We start from the raw sequence: 16,766 nt of genomic DNA on the forward strand, positions 1-16,766 counted from the left end.
CGTATCCGTATCCGTCCCCCGAATCCCCGTACCCGAAGTTCCCTGAGGAGTGCCCGGGGTCAGCCATGGCCGCCGCCCGCGCCCGCGGGGACCGTTCCGATGCGGCCCAGTGGCCAGCCGATCCAGTCGGCGCGCCCGATCACCCGCTCCACGGGAACGGTGCCGCCGCCGGGGTCGCCCAGGTGGTCGCGGGAGTCGCTGGACCGGGAACGGTAGTCACCCATCACCCACAGACGTCCCTCCGGAACCCGGATGTCGAAGGGCACGGCGGAGGGGGCGTTGCCGGGGTGCAGATAGTCCTCGTCCACGGGCCGGCCGTTCACTTCGATCCTCCCCCGCCTGTCGCAGCAGCGCACCCGGTCGCCGCCGACTCCGATCACGCGCTTCACATAGTCGGTCTCGGAAGGCCGCACCAGCCCGGTCGCCGCGCCGGCCTTGTGCAGTGCGGTCGTCACCGGGTTCGCGTCGGGATCGGCTTCCCCCGAGAAGGAGTCGGTGCCGTCGAAGACCACGACGTCCCCACGCCGCGGACCGTCATCGAAACGGTAGGCCAGCTTGTTCACCAGCACCCGGTCCCCGACGCGCAGGGTCGGATCCATCGAGGAACTCGGGATCAGAAAAGGCTGCACGATGAACGCGCTCGTCAGCAAGAGCACCGCCAGTACGGACCCCACGGACAGGCCCAGACGCACGGAGCGCGACCTGCTCCTCCTTCCCTGATCGGGAACGGAAGAACGGTCGCGCTCCGGTTCGTCGTGCTGTTCCTCGGTCTCCATCGAGCGGAAGCCTAACCGGCCCGCCTGACGCCGAGGACGCGCGCTCAGCTCTCGCGCTTCTCCTTGATCTTCGCGGCCTTGCCGCGCAGCTCGCGCAGGTAGTACAGCTTGGCGCGGCGGACGTCACCGCGGGTCACGACCTCGATCTTCTCGACGATCGGGGTGTGCACCGGGAAGGTGCGCTCGACGCCGACGCTGAAGCTGACCTTGCGGACCGTGAAGGTCTCGCGGACACCCGAGCCCTGGCGGCGGATGCAGACGCCCTTGAACTGCTGGACACGGGAGCGGTTGCCCTCGATGACGCGCACGTGCACGTTGACCGTGTCACCGGGGCGGAAGGCCGGTACGTCCTTGCGCACGGAGGCGGAGTCGACGCTGTCGAGAAGGTGGGACATGTCCGTCTGCTTTCCTCGCTGATGCCACAGGTCATCAACGGAATCGTGGTAGTGATCCAGGAGCCGCCACTCTCGGCGGGCGTCGGTCCCCCTGTGGCAGGGTCGCGCGCCGGAGGTGAGGCAGCGGCCCATTCTTCCACGGGGTCCCCGCCCGGCCCAAATCGGCCGCCTGTTCCTCGCAGGCCACGCCGGACTGCGGCCCCGGACACGCGCCTAGTCCTGCTCCCCGTCTCCCGGGTGCCAGTGCCCGTCGGTGCCCTGGCGCCAGCCCAGCGCCTCCAGGGCGGCGCGGTCGTGCTTGTCGAGGGCGTCCGGGTCACAGCGTTCGATCAGGTCGGGCCGGTTGGCCACCGTCCGGGCGAACGCCTGGTCGCGGCGCCAGCGGGCGATCCTGCCGTGGTGACCGCTCAGCAGCACTTCCGGGATGCCCCGGCCGCGCCACTCGGGCGGCTTGGTGTAGACGGGCCCCTCCAGCAGGTTCGCCATGCTGCCGGGCGCGAACGAGTCGTCCTGGTGGGAGGCGGCGTTGCCGAGTACACCGGGCAGCAGCCGGGCGACGGCCTCCACCATGACGAGGACGGGCGCCTCGCCCCCGGCGAGCACGTAGTCGCCGATGGAGACCTCGCGTACGTCGAGCCGGTCCGCGTACTCCTCGATGACGCGGCGGTCGATGCCCTCGTAGCGGGCCGGAGTGAACACCAGCCACGGCTTCTCCGCCAGCTCGACGGCCAGCTCCTGGGTGAAGGGCCGGCCGCTGGGCGTGGGGACGACGAGCACGGGCCGGCCCTGACCGGGTTCGCCGGAAGCCAGGACCTCGTCCAGCGCCTCGCCCCAGGGCTCGGGCTTCATGACCATGCCGGGACCGCCGCCGTAGGGGGTGTCGTCGACGGTGTGGTGCCGGTCGTACGTCCAGTTCCGGAGGTCGTGGACGCGGACGTCGAGTACGCCGCGCGCGCGGGCCTTGCCGACCAGCGAGACGTTCAGCGGCTCCAGGTACTCGGGAAAGATCGTGACGACGTCGAGCCTCACCGCGAGCTCCCCTGACCGGGGCCTTCGTCCCCGTCAGCCCCGCCGGACCCCTCAGCCCCGCCGGACCCCTCGGTCTCCCTCGTATCCCCGAGGTCCCCGGTCTCCTCGCCGAGCAGCCCGGGTGGCGGGTCGATGACGGCCCGCTGAGCCGTCAGATCGATCTCCGGGACGATCTCGTGGACGAACGGGATCAGCACCTCACCGCCGTCCTCGCGCCGTACGACGAGCAGGTCCTGCGCCGGCAGGTGGGCGACGCTCTCGATCCGGCCGACGACCGTGCCGTCGCCCGTGACGACCTCGAGGTCCTCCAGCTGGTGGTCGTAGAACTCCTCCGGGTCCTCGGGTCGCTCGTCCGGGTCGACCTCGGCGATGAGCAGGGTGTTGCGCAGGGCCTCGGCGGCGGTGCGGTCGTGGACGCCCTCGAAGCGCAACAGCAGCCGCCCGCTGTGCACCCGGCCGGAAGCGATGGTGAGCGGCCCGGCGGTGGCCGGGTCGGTGGCCAGCACGGCGCCGGGGGCGAGCCGCAGTTCGGGCTCGTCGGTCCTGACCTCGACCGTGACCTCGCCCTTGATGCCGTGGGCGCGGCCGATCCGCGCGACGACTAGCTGCACTGTGCTTCTCCGTGCTCGGTTCCGTGCTCGGTGGATGTCGGTGATGTCGGTCGGGTGCGGGCGCGACAACGGGCCGGGGACGGCTTGACTACCGTCCCCGGCCCGTGCCGGTGCTGCATGCTGCGCTTCAGCGGACCTGGTCCACGTCGACGAGGTCGACGCGGACGCCCCGGCCGCCGAGCGCTCCCACGACGGTGCGCAGCGCACGCGCGGTGCGGCCGTTACGGCCGATCACCTTGCCGAGGTCGTCGGGGTGCACCCGGACCTCGAGCACGCGCCCGCGACGGAGGTTGCGGGAAGCGATCTGCACCTCGTCGGGGTGGTCGACGATGCCCTTCACGAGGTGCTCGAGGGCCTCCTCGAGCATCCTCAGGCCTCGGTCGACTCGGTGGCGGCCGAAGCGTCGGCCTCGTCCGCCTTCTTGTCGGCCTTGTCAGCCTTCTTGGCCTTGGGGGTGATGGCCTCACCCTTCGGCTCGTCGGCGGACTCCTTGGCGGCGGCCTCGAAGAGGGCGCGCTTGTCGGCCTTCGGCTCGGCGACCTTCATGGGCTCCGGGGCGGGCAGACCCTTGAACTTCTGCCAGTCGCCGGTGACCTTGAGGATGGCCTCGACCGGCTCGGTCGGCTGGGCGCCGACGCTGAGCCAGTACTGCACACGCTCCGAGTCGACCTCGATGCGCGAGGGGTTCTGCACCGGGTGGTAGAGACCGATCTCCTCGATGGCCCGGCCGTCACGGCGGGTGCGGGAGTCGGCGACGATGATGCGGTAGTGAGGCGAACGGATCTTGCCCAGACGCTTCAGCTTGATCTTGACTGCCACTGGTGTGGTGTCTCCTGGTCTTGACGTGGGTGGACACGGCGGACTTGCCACGTGGGGTTGTAGCGCCGGGTGTCCGATGGACGCGTCAGCCGGAGGAGAGAGGGGTCCTTTGCGGCTGCCGAGTTCAGCCGACCATGATGCCACACCGCACGGGCCCGACCGAAACCGCCCCGGCCCTGGCCACGGGCCGCCGGCCCCATGGGACGCGGCCCCGGGGCGCGCGGTCCCTCGCCACGCACCCCGCACACGCGTCCGCCGACCCGCGGAGGCGTCAGCCGACAGCCATCGGCTCCGCCGCCGCCGGCGCAGCCGCCGACTCGACCGGGATACGGAACTGCTTGCCGCAGGCCCCGCACATGATGGGGGCCTGGGCCAGCACGGAGGGGACGACACGGACGTTGCGCCCGCAGTCGCAGACGGCCTTGACGCGGACACCGCCTCCGGACGACCCGTGCCGTGCGGCGGGGCCGCGGAAGCTGCGGCCGGTGTCGGTCTCGGTGGCCGCGCTGTACGCTTTCAGCGCCCGCTGGAGGCGCTCGACCGTGGGGCGGTACCGCCGTCTGGTCTCGGGCGTGAGCACCACGAGGGAGAAGCCGCTGCTGGGATGCGGCTCCTCGGGGTGATCAAGGCCCAGCTCCTCGGCGATCGCCAGGAAGCGGCGGTTGTGGTAGCGGCCGGCTCGTGAGGTGTCCCGGATGCCGCGGGCCGCGGCGATGCCGTGGACTGCCTCGTGGAGCAGCCGTTCGAACGAGAGCCCGGTTCCGCAAGCGGACGAGGACTCTCCGATGAGTGATTCGGGCGCGGCCAGATCCGGCAGCTCGGGGTGGTGCCGTTGAATGTCGGCCCAGGCGGCTGCCAGCTCGGCGGCGAGAACTGGTGGTGTCGTGCTCACGTCGTTCCCAACGAGCAGAGGTGCCCTGGTGTTCCGACTTACGGGGCATCGCAAATATTTTGCACGTACCGGTCAGTTCTCGGTGATGCGTGGGGAGATGGGTGCGGGTCCGCAGATGTGCGCTCAAGCCGCAACAGCCACCCCAAGCCGGGACGTATCACCTGACGCGCACCCGCTCCCCCGCACGCCCTCCCCGACCCTCTCGCCTGCCCCGGCGCCTACCGATGGTACGGACGATTCCTGTGCACCCCTCACCCCGGCGTACGGGCCGTTACGTGCCGTACGTCAGGAGGCGCAGTAGACGTTCTGGGCCGCTGTCTGCTCGGTGGGGCGGTACGGCGCACGGGCGTTGAGGGGCGCACACAGGGGGCGTGGAAGACAACCCGGCGCACCCCCTGGACTCCCGGGAGGATACGCAGTTCCCTGGCATACGGGGCACAGGGCACCACTCGGGGGACCAAACGGGGGCCAACTAGCCGGACGGATCTTCGGATTGGGGCGTTGCGATGACACCCACGCTCGTACACCACCAGCACCGAACCCGCCTTCCCGCAGCCGACAGCGCGGACCGGGTGCGGGATTGGGCCGAGATCCAGGAACGGATGCTGGTTCCGCTCTATGAAGCGGTGTACGAACGGATGGAGACCGGGCCCGGCACACGGGTGCTCGGCCTCGGCTGCGGTACGGGCCTCGCGCTGCTGCTGGCGGCGGGCCGGGGCGCCGGCGTACACGGCACGGACACGGACACGGCCCGCCTCGAACTCGCCGAACAGCGACTGTTGGGCTCCGGCGGGGCCCAGCCACTCCCCTGGGACGCCCGGCTCACCCACGGCACCGCCATGGAGGCGGTCGCCAACGGCGAGCGGCCCACCCTGGTGACGGCGTTCGGCGCGCTGCCGGGGCGGGACGAGCTCTTACGGCTGCGGGCGACGCTGGGCCGCGGCGTCGCCGTCGTACTGGCCGGCTGGGGCCCGGAGGAGCGGTGCGCGGTGGCGCCCGCGCTCCGGGTGGCGAGCCGGCTGGCCGAACCCGGCCGGGCGGGTGCCGACTGGTGCGGCAGGGACGACCTGGAAGAGCTGGCGGTGCGCGGCGGGCTGCGGCTGGAGGGGTCCGGCCGGGTGGCGTGCCCGTTCGGCTACGCCGACATGCTCAGCGCCGTACGCGGACTGCTGTCGACCGGCCTGTACGACAGTGCGGTCCGTGCGACCGACCAGGACCAGGTGCTCAAGGAACTCGTGGAGGCGCTCCACCCCCATCTGCGCGCCGACGGCACGGTGTGGATGCCGAACCTGTTCCGCTACGTCGTCGCGCGTACCTGAGGCGGCCGGTCAGCCCAGACCCGGCCACTCCTCGACGGTCAGCGCGAAGCGCTCGTGGTCGCGCCAGGCGTCGTTGATGTAGAGCATCCGGGGGGAGAAGCCCTCGTGCCGGAAGCCGAGCCGCTTGGCCATCGCCAGGGAGCGCTCGTTCTCCGGCTGGACGTTGATCTCCAGCCGGTGCAGGCCGAGTCCGTCGGGACCCGGCTGGAAGCAGCGGTCGACGACCAGCCGCAGCCCCTCGGTCATCCGTCCGGTGCCGGCGTAGGGGACGTAACTGTCGTAACCCAGCGAGCCGTTGCGGAAGCGGGCCCGGACGATGTTGGCCACGTTCACCCGCCCGACCAGTCCCTCGTCCTCGCGGTCGAAGATGAGGAAGGTGCGCAGCGCGGGCCCTTGGCGGCGGAGCAGATCGGGCAGGCCGTCCGGCTCGACAGGGTTCCACGGGCGGAGATGATCTGCCGAGCGGACGACCGCCTCGCTGTAGAGCTGCTCGTCAGCGGGCTGCGGAGGGCGGATGTATACGCGCATGGACGACATCATCCGCCTTTGCCGCGGCACGCTCACTTCGGGGGCAGGATGTCCTTGAACTCCTGGGGGAGTTCGAAGTCGCCCGGGTCCTGACCTGGGCCCGGGATGCCGAGGGAGCCCCCCTGGGCCCGGCGTGCCGCCGCGGCCTCCTCCTCCTGCTTGCGCTTCATCGGGTTGCCCGACTGGCGCTTGCCCTTGGCCTTCTTCTGCTTGCCCTTCTTCTTGCCCCCGCCCCCACCGGGCAGCCCCGGCATGCCGGGCATCCCGGGCATGCCGCCGCCCTGGGCCATCCGGGACATCATCTTGCGGGCCTCGAAGAAGCGCTCCACCAGGTTCTTCACCGCGCTGACGTCCACCCCGGAACCGCGGGCGATACGGGCCCGCCGCGAGCCGTTGATGATCGTCGGCTCGGCGCGCTCCGCCGGGGTCATGGACTTGATGATGGCGGCGGTGCGGTCGACCTCGCGCTCGTCCAGGTTGTTGATCTGGTCCTTCATCTGGCCCATGCCCGGCATCATGCCGAGCAGCTTGGAGAGCGAGCCCATCTTGCGGACCTGCTCCATCTGGGCCAGGAAGTCGTCGAGCGTGAACTCCTTGGGCCCCTTCGCCAGCTTGGCGGCCATCTTCTCGGCCTCTTGCTGGCTGAAGGTCTGCTCCGCCTTCTCGATCAGCGTGAGCATGTCGCCCATCCCGAGGATGCGCGAGGCCATCCGGTCGGGGTGGAAGGCGTCGAAGTCGTCCAGCTTCTCGCCGTTGGAGGCGAACATGATCTGCTTGCCGGTGACCTGCGCGACCGAGAGGGCCGCACCACCGCGCGCGTCGCCGTCGAGCTTGGAGAGCACGACACCGTCGAAGCCGACGCCCTCCTGGAAGGCCTCCGCAGTGGTGACCGCGTCCTGGCCGATCATGGCGTCGACGACGAAGAGGACCTCGTCCGGGCTGACCGCGTCGCGGATGTCGGCGGCCTGCTGCATCAGCTCCTGGTCGATGCCGAGGCGGCCCGCGGTGTCGACGATGACCACGTCGTGCTGCTTGTCGCGCGCGTAGCTGATCGAGTCCTTGGCGACCTTGACCGGGTCTCCGACCCCGTTGCCCGGCTCCGGCGCGAAGACGGCCACGCCCGCGCGCTCGGCGACCACCGACAGCTGGTTGACCGCGTTCGGACGCTGGAGGTCGGCCGCGACGAGCATCGGGGTGTGCCCCTGCTGCTGGAGCCAGCGGCCCAGCTTGCCCGCCAGGGTCGTCTTACCCGCGCCCTGGAGACCGGCGAGCATGATGACGGTCGGCGGGTTCTTGGCGAACCTCAGACGCCGCGTCTCGCCGCCGAGGATGCCGATCAGTTCCTCGTTGACGATCTTGATGACCTGCTGGGCCGGATTCAGCGCCTGGGAGACCTCGGCCCCCAGAGCGCGCTCCTTGACCTGCTTGATGAAGGCGCGCACCACGGTGAGCGCGACGTCCGCCTCGAGCAGGGCGATACGGATCTCGCGCGCGGTGGCGTCGATGTCCGCCTCGCTGAGGCGCCCTTTGCCCCGGAGGTTCTTGAACGTCGCACTCAGGCGGTCGGAAAGGGTATCGAACACAGCGCTCGTCGGTCCTCGGGTCGGTGGCGGAGTCAATCTCTGCCAAGGGTAGCCGCCTCGCGGGCGGGGCTTCCCCGCCCGTCCGGATCGCAGTAGCCCCAGGGGCTAGCGCAGCTCGGCCTCGAGCCGCTGGGCGAGCCTGGCCGCCGCCACGTCCGAGAGGGGCGCTCCGGCGGCGTCCGTCACATAGAAGGCGTCGACGGCGTTCGCGCCGAGGGTGCTCACATGGGCGCTGCTGACGCGTACCCCTGCCTCCTCCAGGGCCCGGCCGATGCGGTGCAGCAGACCGGGGGCGTCCTGGGCGCGTACCTCGATGACGGTGGCCGCCGCGGAGTCGCCGGGGGCGACGGTGGCGCGCGGCGGCGGTGGCTGGACCCCGGTACGGCGCGGCCGGTAGGCGGCCTCGCGCTCGGCCAGCCGGGCGGTGAGGCCCAGTGAGCCGTCGAGGGCGCGTACGACGTCCTCCCGCAGCCGCGCCGCCTGCGGGAGAGAGCCGTACTGTGCGGCCACCCGCCAGGTGAGCAGCAGCACGCGAGGGGTCTCACCGGCCGCGGCGTTGTTTTCCGGCACTGCTGCGACGTTCCCCGGCACTGCCGCGCCGTTTTCCGGCACTGCTGCTGCGACGTCACCCGCCACTGCTGCACCGCTCTGCGTCACTGCTGCGGGCAGTTCCACCAGGCGCAGATCCGCGGCCCGGACAGTCAGCTTGTGCAGGGCCAGCACTCCGGCGACCGCCGGGAGGACACCTGGCTGCTCGGGCAGGGCCACGGAGAGCTCGACGCCGATGGGCTCGGGGCCCTGCTCACCGTCCGGCGCCGTGGCCGTCTCCTGGTGGCCCGCCTTCTGGGTGCGCAGCGCCAGCACGGGGCCGCCCGTGCGCCACGCCTCCATCGCCAGGCGTTCGCCCTCTGCCGTCAGCTCGCCACTGTCGGTCTGCTCAGCCGCGGGCTCACCGGCCAGTACGGCGGCCACCCGGGACACCAGGTCGGCCACCAGCGTCGCGCGCCAGGACGACCAGGCGGCCGGTCCGGTGGCCAGCGCGTCCGCCTCCGTCAGAGCGTGCAGCAGTTCCAGCGTTCCGGGGGAACCCACCGCCTCGGCGACGGCCCTGACGGTGGCCGGGTCGTCCAGGTTCCGCCGCGTCGCCGTCTCGACGAGCAGCAGATGGTGGCGTACGAGGGTGGCCAGTGTCCTGGTGTCTGCGGCGTCGAAGCCGATACGGGCCGCCAGGTCACGGGCGATGGTCTCGCCGGTCACCGAGTGGTCGCCGGGCCAGCCCTTGCCGATGTCGTGCAGCAGCGCACCGGTCAGCAGCAGATCGGGGCGGTGCACCCGCCGGGTGAGCGCGGAGGCCCGTACGGCGGTCTCCACCAGGTGCCGGTCGACGGTGTAGCGGTGCACGGGGTTGCGCTGGGGGCGGCAGCGCACCCGCTCCCAGTCGGGCAGCAGCCGGGCGATCATCCCCGCCGCGTCCAGGGCCTCCCACACCGGGACGGTCGCCTCCCCCGCGCCGAGCAGGGTGACGAACTCCTCCCGCGCCTCGGCGGGCCAGGGCACGGGCAGGTCCGGAGCGGTACGGGACAGCTTGCGTACGGCGGGAAGCGCCAGCGGGAGCCCGGCCTGGGCCGCGGCGGCAGCGGCGCGCAGCGGCAGTACGGGATCGCGGTCCGGGCGGGCGTGCAGCGCCAGCGCCGCCTCCCCCTCGTGCTCGACGACGCCCTCGGCCAGCGGGGTCCGCTCCTGCGCGGGCGCGCCCCCACGTGCGGGAGAGCGCCTGCCGCCCAGCAGCCCGCGCAGCCGGGCGCCGCGGGGTGCGCCGGAGCGGGACCGCAGCACCCGCTCCACCTCGCGCCAGGTCACATCGCTGGCGTAACCGACGGCACCCGCGGCCTCGTAGACGCGGCGCAGCAGGGTGTCGGAGTCCAGCAGACCGAGCGCCTCCGCGACCTGGCCCTGGTCCTGGAGCGCCAGCCGGTCGGTGGCGCGGCCGGTGGTCAGGTGCAGTGCGTCGCGGACATCGAGGAGGGTGTCCCGCGCCTCCTGGAGTCCCTCGCGCGGGGCGTCGGCCAGCCAGGAGGCGGCCACGGCGCGCAGCGCGGTCAGGTCCCGCAGGCCGCCGCGGGCCTCTTTCAAGTCGGGTTCCAGCAGAAACCGCAACTCGCCGTGCCGCCGGGCTCGTTCGGTGGCGTACTCGCGCAATTCGGGGAGGCGGGTGTGGGCCTCGGCACGCCACCGGGCGAGCGCCGCGGTGCGCAGTTCGGCCGTCAGGTTCTGGTCCCCGGCCACATGCCGGGCCTCCAGCAGCCCGAGCTGCACCTTGAGGTCGTCCTGGGCGGCCGCGCGGGCCTCGGCCAGGGTGCGCACGGAGTGGTCGAGGGCAAGCCCGAGGTCCCAGACGGGGTACCAGAGGCGGTCGGCGAGGGCGGCGAGGGCGCCGGCTTCGGTGCTGCCGTCGTGCAGCAGGAGCAGATCGAGATCGCTCCGCGGGGAGAGCTCCCCGTGCCCGTATCCGCCGACGGCCACCAGCGCGGTCCCGGCGGGCGCGTGCGCGGCGAAGAGCCCGGCGAGCCACTGGTCGGTCAGCCGGCTCAGGGCGCGGCGGCGGTCCGGGCCGGACAGCTCGGTGCCCTGCAGCAGCCGCACCCGGGCCGCCGCGTAACCCTCGGCGTGGCTCTCGCCGTCGCGGCCGGGGCCCGGACCGCCCCCCGCGAGCCGGTCCGCGCCCGAGCCGTCCTCCGCGAACGCCCCGGGGCCATCCGCTCCGCGCGCCGCCGCCACTGTCCGGGCCCCCGCCGCGTCCCTCACAGCGCGTCCGGTCCCCGCTCGCCCGTCCGTACCCGGACGGCGGTCTCGACGGGCACCACCCACACCTTTCCGTCACCGATCTTGCCGGTGCGTGCGGCCTTGACGACGATCTCCAGGAGCTGTTCGGCGTCCTCGTCCTCGGCCAGCACCTCGATGCGCACCTTGGGGACGAGGTCGACGGTGTACTCGGCGCCCCGGTAGACCTCGGTGTGGCCGCGCTGCCGCCCGTAGCCGCTGGCCTCGGTGACGGTGAGGCCCTGGACGCCGAAGGCCCGCAGCGCCTCCTTCACCTCGTCGAGCTGGTACGGCTTGATCACCGCGGTGATGAGCTTCATGCGTCCACCTTGCTGTCGTGACGGTCACTGCCGGTCGCGGTCACGCTCTCACCGTGCGCCGCTCCGGGTACGGCCGGCCCGCCCCGGTCGCGCACCGAGGAGCCGCCGACGGCGCTGAAGTCGTACGCCGTCTCCGCGTGGAACGCCTGGTCGACACCGGCCGTCTCGTCGTCCGGGTCGGCGCGGAAGCCGATCGTGGCCTGTACCAGCTTGGCCAGCAGCCAGGAGACCACGAAGGAGAACGCCATCACCGAGAAGGCACCGAGCGCCTGCTTGCCGAACTGGGTCAGACCGCCCACACCGTCCACGGCCAGGAAGCCGACCAGCAGGGTGCCGATGACGCCGCCGACCAGGTGCACGCCGACCACGTCCAGCGAGTCGTCGAAGCCGAGCTTGTACTTGAGGCTGACCGCCCACGAGCAGACCCCGCCCGCGACGACACCGATGAGCAGCGCGCCCATGGCGTTGACCGCGGCACCGGAGGGGGTGATCGCCACCAGTCCGGCAACAGCGCCGGAGGCGGCGCCCAGCGTGGTGAACGCGCCGTGCTTCACCCGCTCGTAGATCAGCCAGCCCAGCATGGCGGCGCCGGTCGCGAGCTGGGTGTTGAGCGCCATGTTGGCGGCGGTGCCGTCGGCGGCGAGCGCCGAGCCGGCGTTGAAGCCGAACCAGCCGAACCACAGCAGCGCGGCGCCGAGCATGACCAGCGGCAGGCTGTGCGGCCGCATGGGCTCCTTCTTGAAGCCGATGCGCTTGCCGACGACGAGGACGGCGGCCAGTGCGCCGATACCCGCGTTGATGTGGACGGCGGTACCGCCCGCGAAGTCGATGACCTCCAGCTCGAAGAGCCAGCCGCCCTCGGCCCACACCCAGTGCGCGACGGGGAAGTAGACGACGGTCACCCACAGCGTGAGGAACACGGCCCAGGCGCTGAACTTCACACGGTCGGCCAGGGCGCCGCTCATCAGCGCGGGCGTGATGATCGCGAACATCATCTGGAAGAGGATGAACGCGAAGACCGGGATGCCGCCCTTCTCGGTGAGGGATTCGGGCGAGATGCCCTTGAGGCCGATGAAGTCCAGGTTTCCGATGACCCCACCGGTGTCAGGGCCAAACGCCAGGGAGTACCCGTAGAGCACCCACAGGACGCTGACGATCGCCAGCGAGATGAAGGACATCATCAGCATGTTCAGGGCGCTTTTCACCCGGACCATGCCGCCGTAGAAGAAGGCGAGGCCAGGCGTCATCACCATCACGAGAAACGCGCTGACCAAGACAAAAGTGGTATCCGCGCCGTTCAATGTGGACGTCTCCTCGGGGTTCGCGACCCGGCGGGCCGGTGGGGGCGTCTCCCAGCCGAAAGGCTGGGGAGGGGGGCGGGTTGTCTGCCAGGTTTCCGAAGCCCGGTTTCCGCCGTCGCCCCTCGGTGTTTCAAGGCCGTGAAAACCGGCCCGCCGGTGTTACGAGGAGATGAAGCGCGACCTTCCACGCGGGAACGCGCGTACGCTGCGCCGCTTACGGACACCCGCAACAGGCACGCTTACGGACACCCCAACGGGCACCCGGCCAAGGGCGCCGGCCGGCGGGGTCCGGCGTCGTCGCGGCGCCGGAACACGCCAGGACTGGGCTCAGCCCGCCGCGACCTCGCTGTCGGCCAGCTCAACCCGGAGCCGCTCGCTCAGGTGCACCACGTCCGCGAGCTCGCCGAATTCGCGGACCGCTCCGGCCGTGGTACGCCGCAGCCGGTTGTTGACCCGCTCCGAGCGCAGCCGCTTGGCGACGCCCAGGGCCTCGCTCGCCCGCGCCACGCACCCCTCGGGCTCCCGTTGGAGCAGGTGCACGCTGGCCATGCCGATCAGGTTGAGCGCGTAGGAGCGCTGATGGCCGCCGCCCTCGGCCTCGCGGGCCTCCTTGGCGAACAGTTCGACGGCGCGCTCCATCGCGGGCCGCGCCAATGAGGCGTAGGTCGGGCTGCGGCCGGAGGAGTAGGCCAGGTCGCGGTAGGAGTGCGCGTTCTCGGCGCACAATTCGGCCTCGGAGAAGAACTGGATCCAGTCGGGGTCCGCGTCCGAGCGGTCGATGTCGGCGAACGTTTCCTCCGCCATCCGCACCGCACGCTTGCATTTGCCGGGCTGCCCCATGTTGGCGTAGGCGCGGGCCTCCATGGCGTAGAGCATGGCCTGGGTGCGGGGCGTGGCGCCCTCCCTGCTGCCGTACTGCGCGAGATGGACGAGCTCCAGCGCGTCCTCGGGCCGCCCGAGGTGGATCATCTGGCGGCCCATCTTGCTGAGCACGTACGAACCGAGGGGCCGGTCGCCCGCCTCCTTGGCGGCGTGCAGCGCCAGCACGAAGTACTTCTGCGCGGTGGGCTGGAGGCCGATGTCGTAGCTCATCCAGCCCGCCAGCTCGGACAGCTCGGCGGTGACGCGGAAGAGACGGCGGCGGACGGGCTCGGGGTGCCGCTCCTGCAACAGGTCGGTGACCTCGTGGAGCTGTCCGACGATGGCCTTACGGCGCAGCCCTCCCCCGCACTGCGCGTCCCAGGTGCGGAACATCTCCGTCGTCCGCTCCAGCAGCTCCAGCTCCGGCGCGGACAGCCGCGGCCCGCGGCGCAGCCCGCCACCCCCGCTCCCGAAGCTCTCGTCACCGGCGGCCTGCCGCGGCGCTGACCCATACCCGGCACCGGCCACGGTCCCGCCGCGCAGCGCTTCACGGGGCGCCGGGACTGTGGGGTCGGCCGGGGAGACCGGCTGCTCGCCTGGCAGCGCTGCCTCGGTGCCGGTGCCCGGGACCAGCCAGCGCTGCATGGGCTCGATCAGCGCGGGGCCCGCGGACACGCTCAGTGACGTGCCCAGAAAGCCCCGGCGGCCGAGCATCAGGTCGCTGCGCGTGAAGTCGCTGATCATCGCCACGGTCTGCGGACCGGCCCAGGGGAGGTCCACGCCGGAGGCCGCAGGGGACTGCCGGGCGGGGCGCAGCCCGAGGTCCTCGACCGCGACGACGCAGCCGAAGCGCTCGGAGAAAAGTTCGGAGAGGATCCGGGGGATGGGCTCGCGGGGCTGTTCGCCGTCCAGCCAGCGGCGTACCCGGGAGGTGTCGGTACTGATGTGGTGAGCGCCCAGTTGCCGTGCCCGGCGGTTCACCTGGCGGGCAAGTTCGCCCTTGGACCAGCCACTGCGCATGAACCACGAGCCCAGCCGCTCGTTCGGGCTCTTGCTCGCCTGGCCTCGCTCAGCCACTGGTAACGCCCCCATCCCGGCTCGGCGACGCGTTCAGGGGCCAGGTGGGTCCGCGCTCCCCCGCGCGCCCGCCGCACCCTCGACCCCGCCATGCCTCCGGCATAGTCCGCCGCCACGCTCTGTCCACTGTGTGTACCGAAAGTAATCCTACGATCACGACCGAGGCGAGCGTAATTGCAGAATCGCCACCATTCGCCACCCCTTCGGATGAACCCCGGAGCGCCCGGACGCGCTTGACTTGACACCTGGGAAACAACCCCACGGAGAGGCATCCCCCGCCCCTGCCCTTCCCGTCCTCGCCCAGGAGTCCGATCGTTACTGTGTGCAACATCGTCGTAACCATAAGCATTCGGGACCCGTTGGAGTGAGCATGGGCTTCACGATCGGCGCCATCAGCGGTCTCAGCGGCATCCGCGAGATCCGCGAGCTGCGGCCCGGAGCACGAAGGCGCGAACGCGCCCAGGTGTGCACCACCGTCGCTGAGTACACGAGCCTGTGGGGCTGGGACGTGGTCCCCGGTGCCCGCGCCACCCGCTCCGGCGGCCGCGTCGGCTGCTCCTGCGGCGCGAGTGCCTGCCCCTCCCCCGGCGACCATCCGCTCGACGCCTCACTCGAAGTGCCGGCGGGCGCCACCCTGGACGAGGCGTCCCGCGCCTGGGCCGCGGTCCCCGGCGCCGCCATGCTGCTGCCGACGGGCCGCGCCTTCGACGTGATCGAGGTCTCCGAGAGCGCCGGTCAGTGCGCACTGGTGCGGCTGGAGCGCATGGGGGTGCCGCTGGGGCCTGTCGCGGCGACCCCGCACGGCAGGGCCTGGTTCCTGGTCGCCCCCGGTGCGGCCGCCGAACTTCCGGAGCTGCTCTACCGGATGGGCTGGGACGACGCCGACCTCGATCTGCGCGGCCGCGGTGAGGGCGAGCACATCACGGCGCCCCCCTCGGACCTGGCCGGTCTCGGCCCCGTGCGCTGGCTGCGCCCCCCGACCCTGGAGGGAGCGGGCCGCCCCCCGCAGGCCAGGCTGCTGCTGGGCACCTTGGCGTATGTGTGCCACCGGTCAGCCGTTGTGCGGCCGCGCACGGCGGGCGGGGGCGCCGCTGTGCGGTAGCCCGCGGCTGCGCGGGGTGTGGGGGCGGGGCCCCCACACCCGTTGCCGCGGCGGTGACAGCGTGGGGCCTCAGCTCTCCTGGACCAGGGCATCCACGAACGCTTCCGGCTCGAACGGCGCCAGATCGTCCGCGCCCTCGCCCAGGCCGACAAGCTTGACCGGAACGCCCAGTTCGCGCTGCACGGCGACGACGATGCCGCCCTTGGCCGTGCCGTCCAGCTTGGTCAGCACGATGCCGGTGATGTCCACGACCTCGGCGAACACCCGGGCCTGCACCAGCCCGTTCTGCCCCGTCGTGGCGTCCAGCACCAGCAGCACCTCGTCCACCGGGCCCTGCTTCTCCACGACGCGCTTGACCTTGCCCAGCTCGTCCATGAGTCCGGTCTTGGTGTGCAGCCGGCCCGCCGTGTCGATCAGCACCACGTCGGCACTGGCCTCGGTGCCCTGCTTGACCGCGTCGAACGCGACCGAGGCGGGGTCGCCGCCCTCCGGGCCGCGCACCGTACGGGCGCCCACGCGCGTGCCCCAGGTCTCCAGCTGATCGGCGGCGGCGGCGCGGAAGGTGTCGGCCGCACCGAGCACCACCGACTTGCCGTCCGCCACCAGCACCCGGGCGAGCTTTCCGGTGGTGGTGGTCTTGCCGGTGCCGTTGACGCCGACGACGAGCACCACGCCGGGCCGGTCCACGGCGCCCTTGGTGTCGGTGTGCACCGTGCGGTCCAGATCGGTACCGACCAGCTTGAGCAGCTCTTCGCGCAGCAGACCGCGCAGCTCCTCGGGGGTGCGGGTGCCGAGCACCTTGACGCGCTCCCGCAACTGCTCGACCAGCTCCTGGGTGGGGCCGACGCCGACGTCGGCGGTCAGCAGGGTGTCCTCGACCTCCTCCCAGGTCTCCTCGTCCAGGTGTTCCCGGGACAGCAGGGTCAGCAGGCCCTTGCCGAGGGAGTTCTGGGAGCGGGAGAGCCGGTCGCGCAGCCGCACCAGGCGGCCCGCGGTCGGTGCCGGGGTCTCCACCTCGGGCGGAGCCGTGGCAGCCGCCGCGGTGGCGGGCGCCTCCGCCTCCTCGGCCTCGGGAAGGCCGACCTCCTCGATGGTGCGGCGGGCGCCTTCGGGCGGGGCCTCCGCCTCCTCTCCGACCTTCGGTTCGGCGGTACGGGTGGGGGCTTCGGTAGTGCTCTCGGGGGTTTCGGGCCTGGTCTCGGCAGCCTTCTTCCTGCGGCCGCTGACCACCAGCCCGCTGATCGCGACGAGCGCGATCACAGCGATGACTACTACAAGGATGACGATTTCCATAGCGGCTCCAGTATCGACCACCGTCAACGCTTCGCGGCCA

The 16,766-nt window shown here is 71.9% G+C and carries 16 protein-coding genes; 2 read left to right on the forward strand and 14 right to left on the reverse strand.

The window, feature by feature from the left end; translation table 11 throughout:
* Nucleotides 1-59: 59 nt before the first annotated feature.
* The 7 genes from lepB to ACQEU8_RS10170 form a co-directional block, all read right to left on the reverse strand.
* Nucleotides 60-776 (reverse strand): signal peptidase I, encoded by a 717-nt coding sequence (gene lepB, locus ACQEU8_RS10140; protein WP_433099052.1) that lies wholly within the window; start codon nucleotides 774-776, stop codon nucleotides 60-62.
* Nucleotides 777-820: 44 nt separating this feature from the next.
* A complete protein-coding gene (rplS, locus tag ACQEU8_RS10145) occupies nucleotides 821-1,171 on the reverse strand; it encodes a 50S ribosomal protein L19 (RefSeq protein ID WP_433099054.1) in 351 nt (116 codons plus the stop codon).
* Between the two features lie 213 nt (nucleotides 1,172-1,384).
* Nucleotides 1,385-2,200 (reverse strand): tRNA (guanosine(37)-N1)-methyltransferase TrmD, encoded by an 816-nt coding sequence (gene trmD, locus ACQEU8_RS10150; protein ID WP_433099056.1) that lies wholly within the window; start codon nucleotides 2,198-2,200, stop codon nucleotides 1,385-1,387.
* A complete protein-coding gene (rimM, locus tag ACQEU8_RS10155) occupies nucleotides 2,197-2,811 on the reverse strand; it encodes a ribosome maturation factor RimM (RefSeq protein WP_433099058.1) in 615 nt (204 codons plus the stop codon). Before rimM ends, trmD begins: the two co-directional genes overlap by 4 nt.
* Before the next feature lie 127 nt (nucleotides 2,812-2,938).
* On the reverse strand, nucleotides 2,939-3,178 hold the full coding sequence (locus ACQEU8_RS10160; protein WP_209237778.1) for an RNA-binding protein: 240 nt from the start codon (nucleotides 3,176-3,178) through the stop codon (nucleotides 2,939-2,941).
* Nucleotides 3,179-3,180: 2 nt separating this feature from the next.
* Nucleotides 3,181-3,630, reverse strand: a complete 450-nt coding sequence (gene rpsP / locus ACQEU8_RS10165; protein WP_433099061.1) for a 30S ribosomal protein S16 — start codon at nucleotides 3,628-3,630, stop codon at nucleotides 3,181-3,183.
* A 271-nt stretch (nucleotides 3,631-3,901) separates the two neighbouring features.
* Nucleotides 3,902-4,522 carry a hypothetical protein gene (locus tag ACQEU8_RS10170; RefSeq protein ID WP_433099063.1) on the reverse strand — a complete coding sequence of 207 codons (621 nt, stop codon included), beginning with the start codon at nucleotides 4,520-4,522 and terminating at the stop codon, nucleotides 3,902-3,904.
* A gap of 506 nt (nucleotides 4,523-5,028) precedes the next feature.
* On the opposite strand from ACQEU8_RS10170, the gene ACQEU8_RS10175 reads away from it, so the two are divergent.
* Entirely contained in the window at nucleotides 5,029-5,841 is an 813-nt protein-coding gene (locus tag ACQEU8_RS10175; RefSeq protein WP_433099065.1) for a class I SAM-dependent methyltransferase, read from the forward strand.
* 9 nt (nucleotides 5,842-5,850) lie between these two features.
* On the opposite strand, the gene ACQEU8_RS10180 is transcribed toward ACQEU8_RS10175, so the two are convergent.
* The 6 genes from ACQEU8_RS10180 to ACQEU8_RS10205 all read right to left on the reverse strand — a co-directional run bounded on the left by ACQEU8_RS10180 (nucleotide 5,851) and on the right by ACQEU8_RS10205 (nucleotide 14,346).
* A complete protein-coding gene (locus tag ACQEU8_RS10180; RefSeq protein WP_433099067.1) occupies nucleotides 5,851-6,369 on the reverse strand; it encodes a GNAT family N-acetyltransferase in 519 nt (172 codons plus the stop codon).
* Between the two features lie 32 nt (nucleotides 6,370-6,401).
* On the reverse strand, nucleotides 6,402-7,952 hold the full coding sequence (ffh, locus tag ACQEU8_RS10185) for a signal recognition particle protein (RefSeq protein WP_433099069.1): 1,551 nt from the start codon (nucleotides 7,950-7,952) through the stop codon (nucleotides 6,402-6,404).
* Between the two features lie 105 nt (nucleotides 7,953-8,057).
* The gene (locus tag ACQEU8_RS10190; protein WP_433102291.1) at nucleotides 8,058-10,595 is read right to left on the reverse strand and encodes a [protein-PII] uridylyltransferase; all 2,538 of its coding nucleotides are present in this window, start codon (nucleotides 10,593-10,595) and stop codon (nucleotides 8,058-8,060) included.
* 158 nt (nucleotides 10,596-10,753) lie between these two features.
* Nucleotides 10,754-11,092, reverse strand: a complete 339-nt coding sequence (locus ACQEU8_RS10195; protein ID WP_433099071.1) for a P-II family nitrogen regulator — start codon at nucleotides 11,090-11,092, stop codon at nucleotides 10,754-10,756.
* A complete protein-coding gene (locus ACQEU8_RS10200) occupies nucleotides 11,089-12,393 on the reverse strand; it encodes an ammonium transporter (protein ID WP_433099073.1) in 1,305 nt (434 codons plus the stop codon). Before ACQEU8_RS10200 ends, ACQEU8_RS10195 begins: the two co-directional genes overlap by 4 nt.
* Before the next feature lie 327 nt (nucleotides 12,394-12,720).
* Entirely contained in the window at nucleotides 12,721-14,346 is a 1,626-nt protein-coding gene (locus ACQEU8_RS10205; protein WP_433099075.1) for a hypothetical protein, read from the reverse strand.
* Nucleotides 14,347-14,701: 355 nt separating this feature from the next.
* Between ACQEU8_RS10205 and ACQEU8_RS10210 the strand changes: the two genes are divergently transcribed.
* Nucleotides 14,702-15,433, forward strand: coding sequence for a bifunctional DNA primase/polymerase (locus ACQEU8_RS10210; RefSeq protein WP_433099077.1), 732 nt, complete (start codon nucleotides 14,702-14,704; stop codon nucleotides 15,431-15,433).
* Between the two features lie 69 nt (nucleotides 15,434-15,502).
* On the opposite strand, the gene ftsY is transcribed toward ACQEU8_RS10210, so the two are convergent.
* Nucleotides 15,503-16,726, reverse strand: coding sequence for a signal recognition particle-docking protein FtsY (ftsY, locus tag ACQEU8_RS10215; protein WP_433099079.1), 1,224 nt, complete (start codon nucleotides 16,724-16,726; stop codon nucleotides 15,503-15,505).
* Between the last annotated feature and the right edge of the window lie 40 nt (nucleotides 16,727-16,766).

Source organism: Streptomyces sp. CA-250714, from assembly GCF_050936705.1.
Classification (GTDB): Bacteria; Actinomycetota; Actinomycetes; order Streptomycetales; family Streptomycetaceae; genus Streptomyces.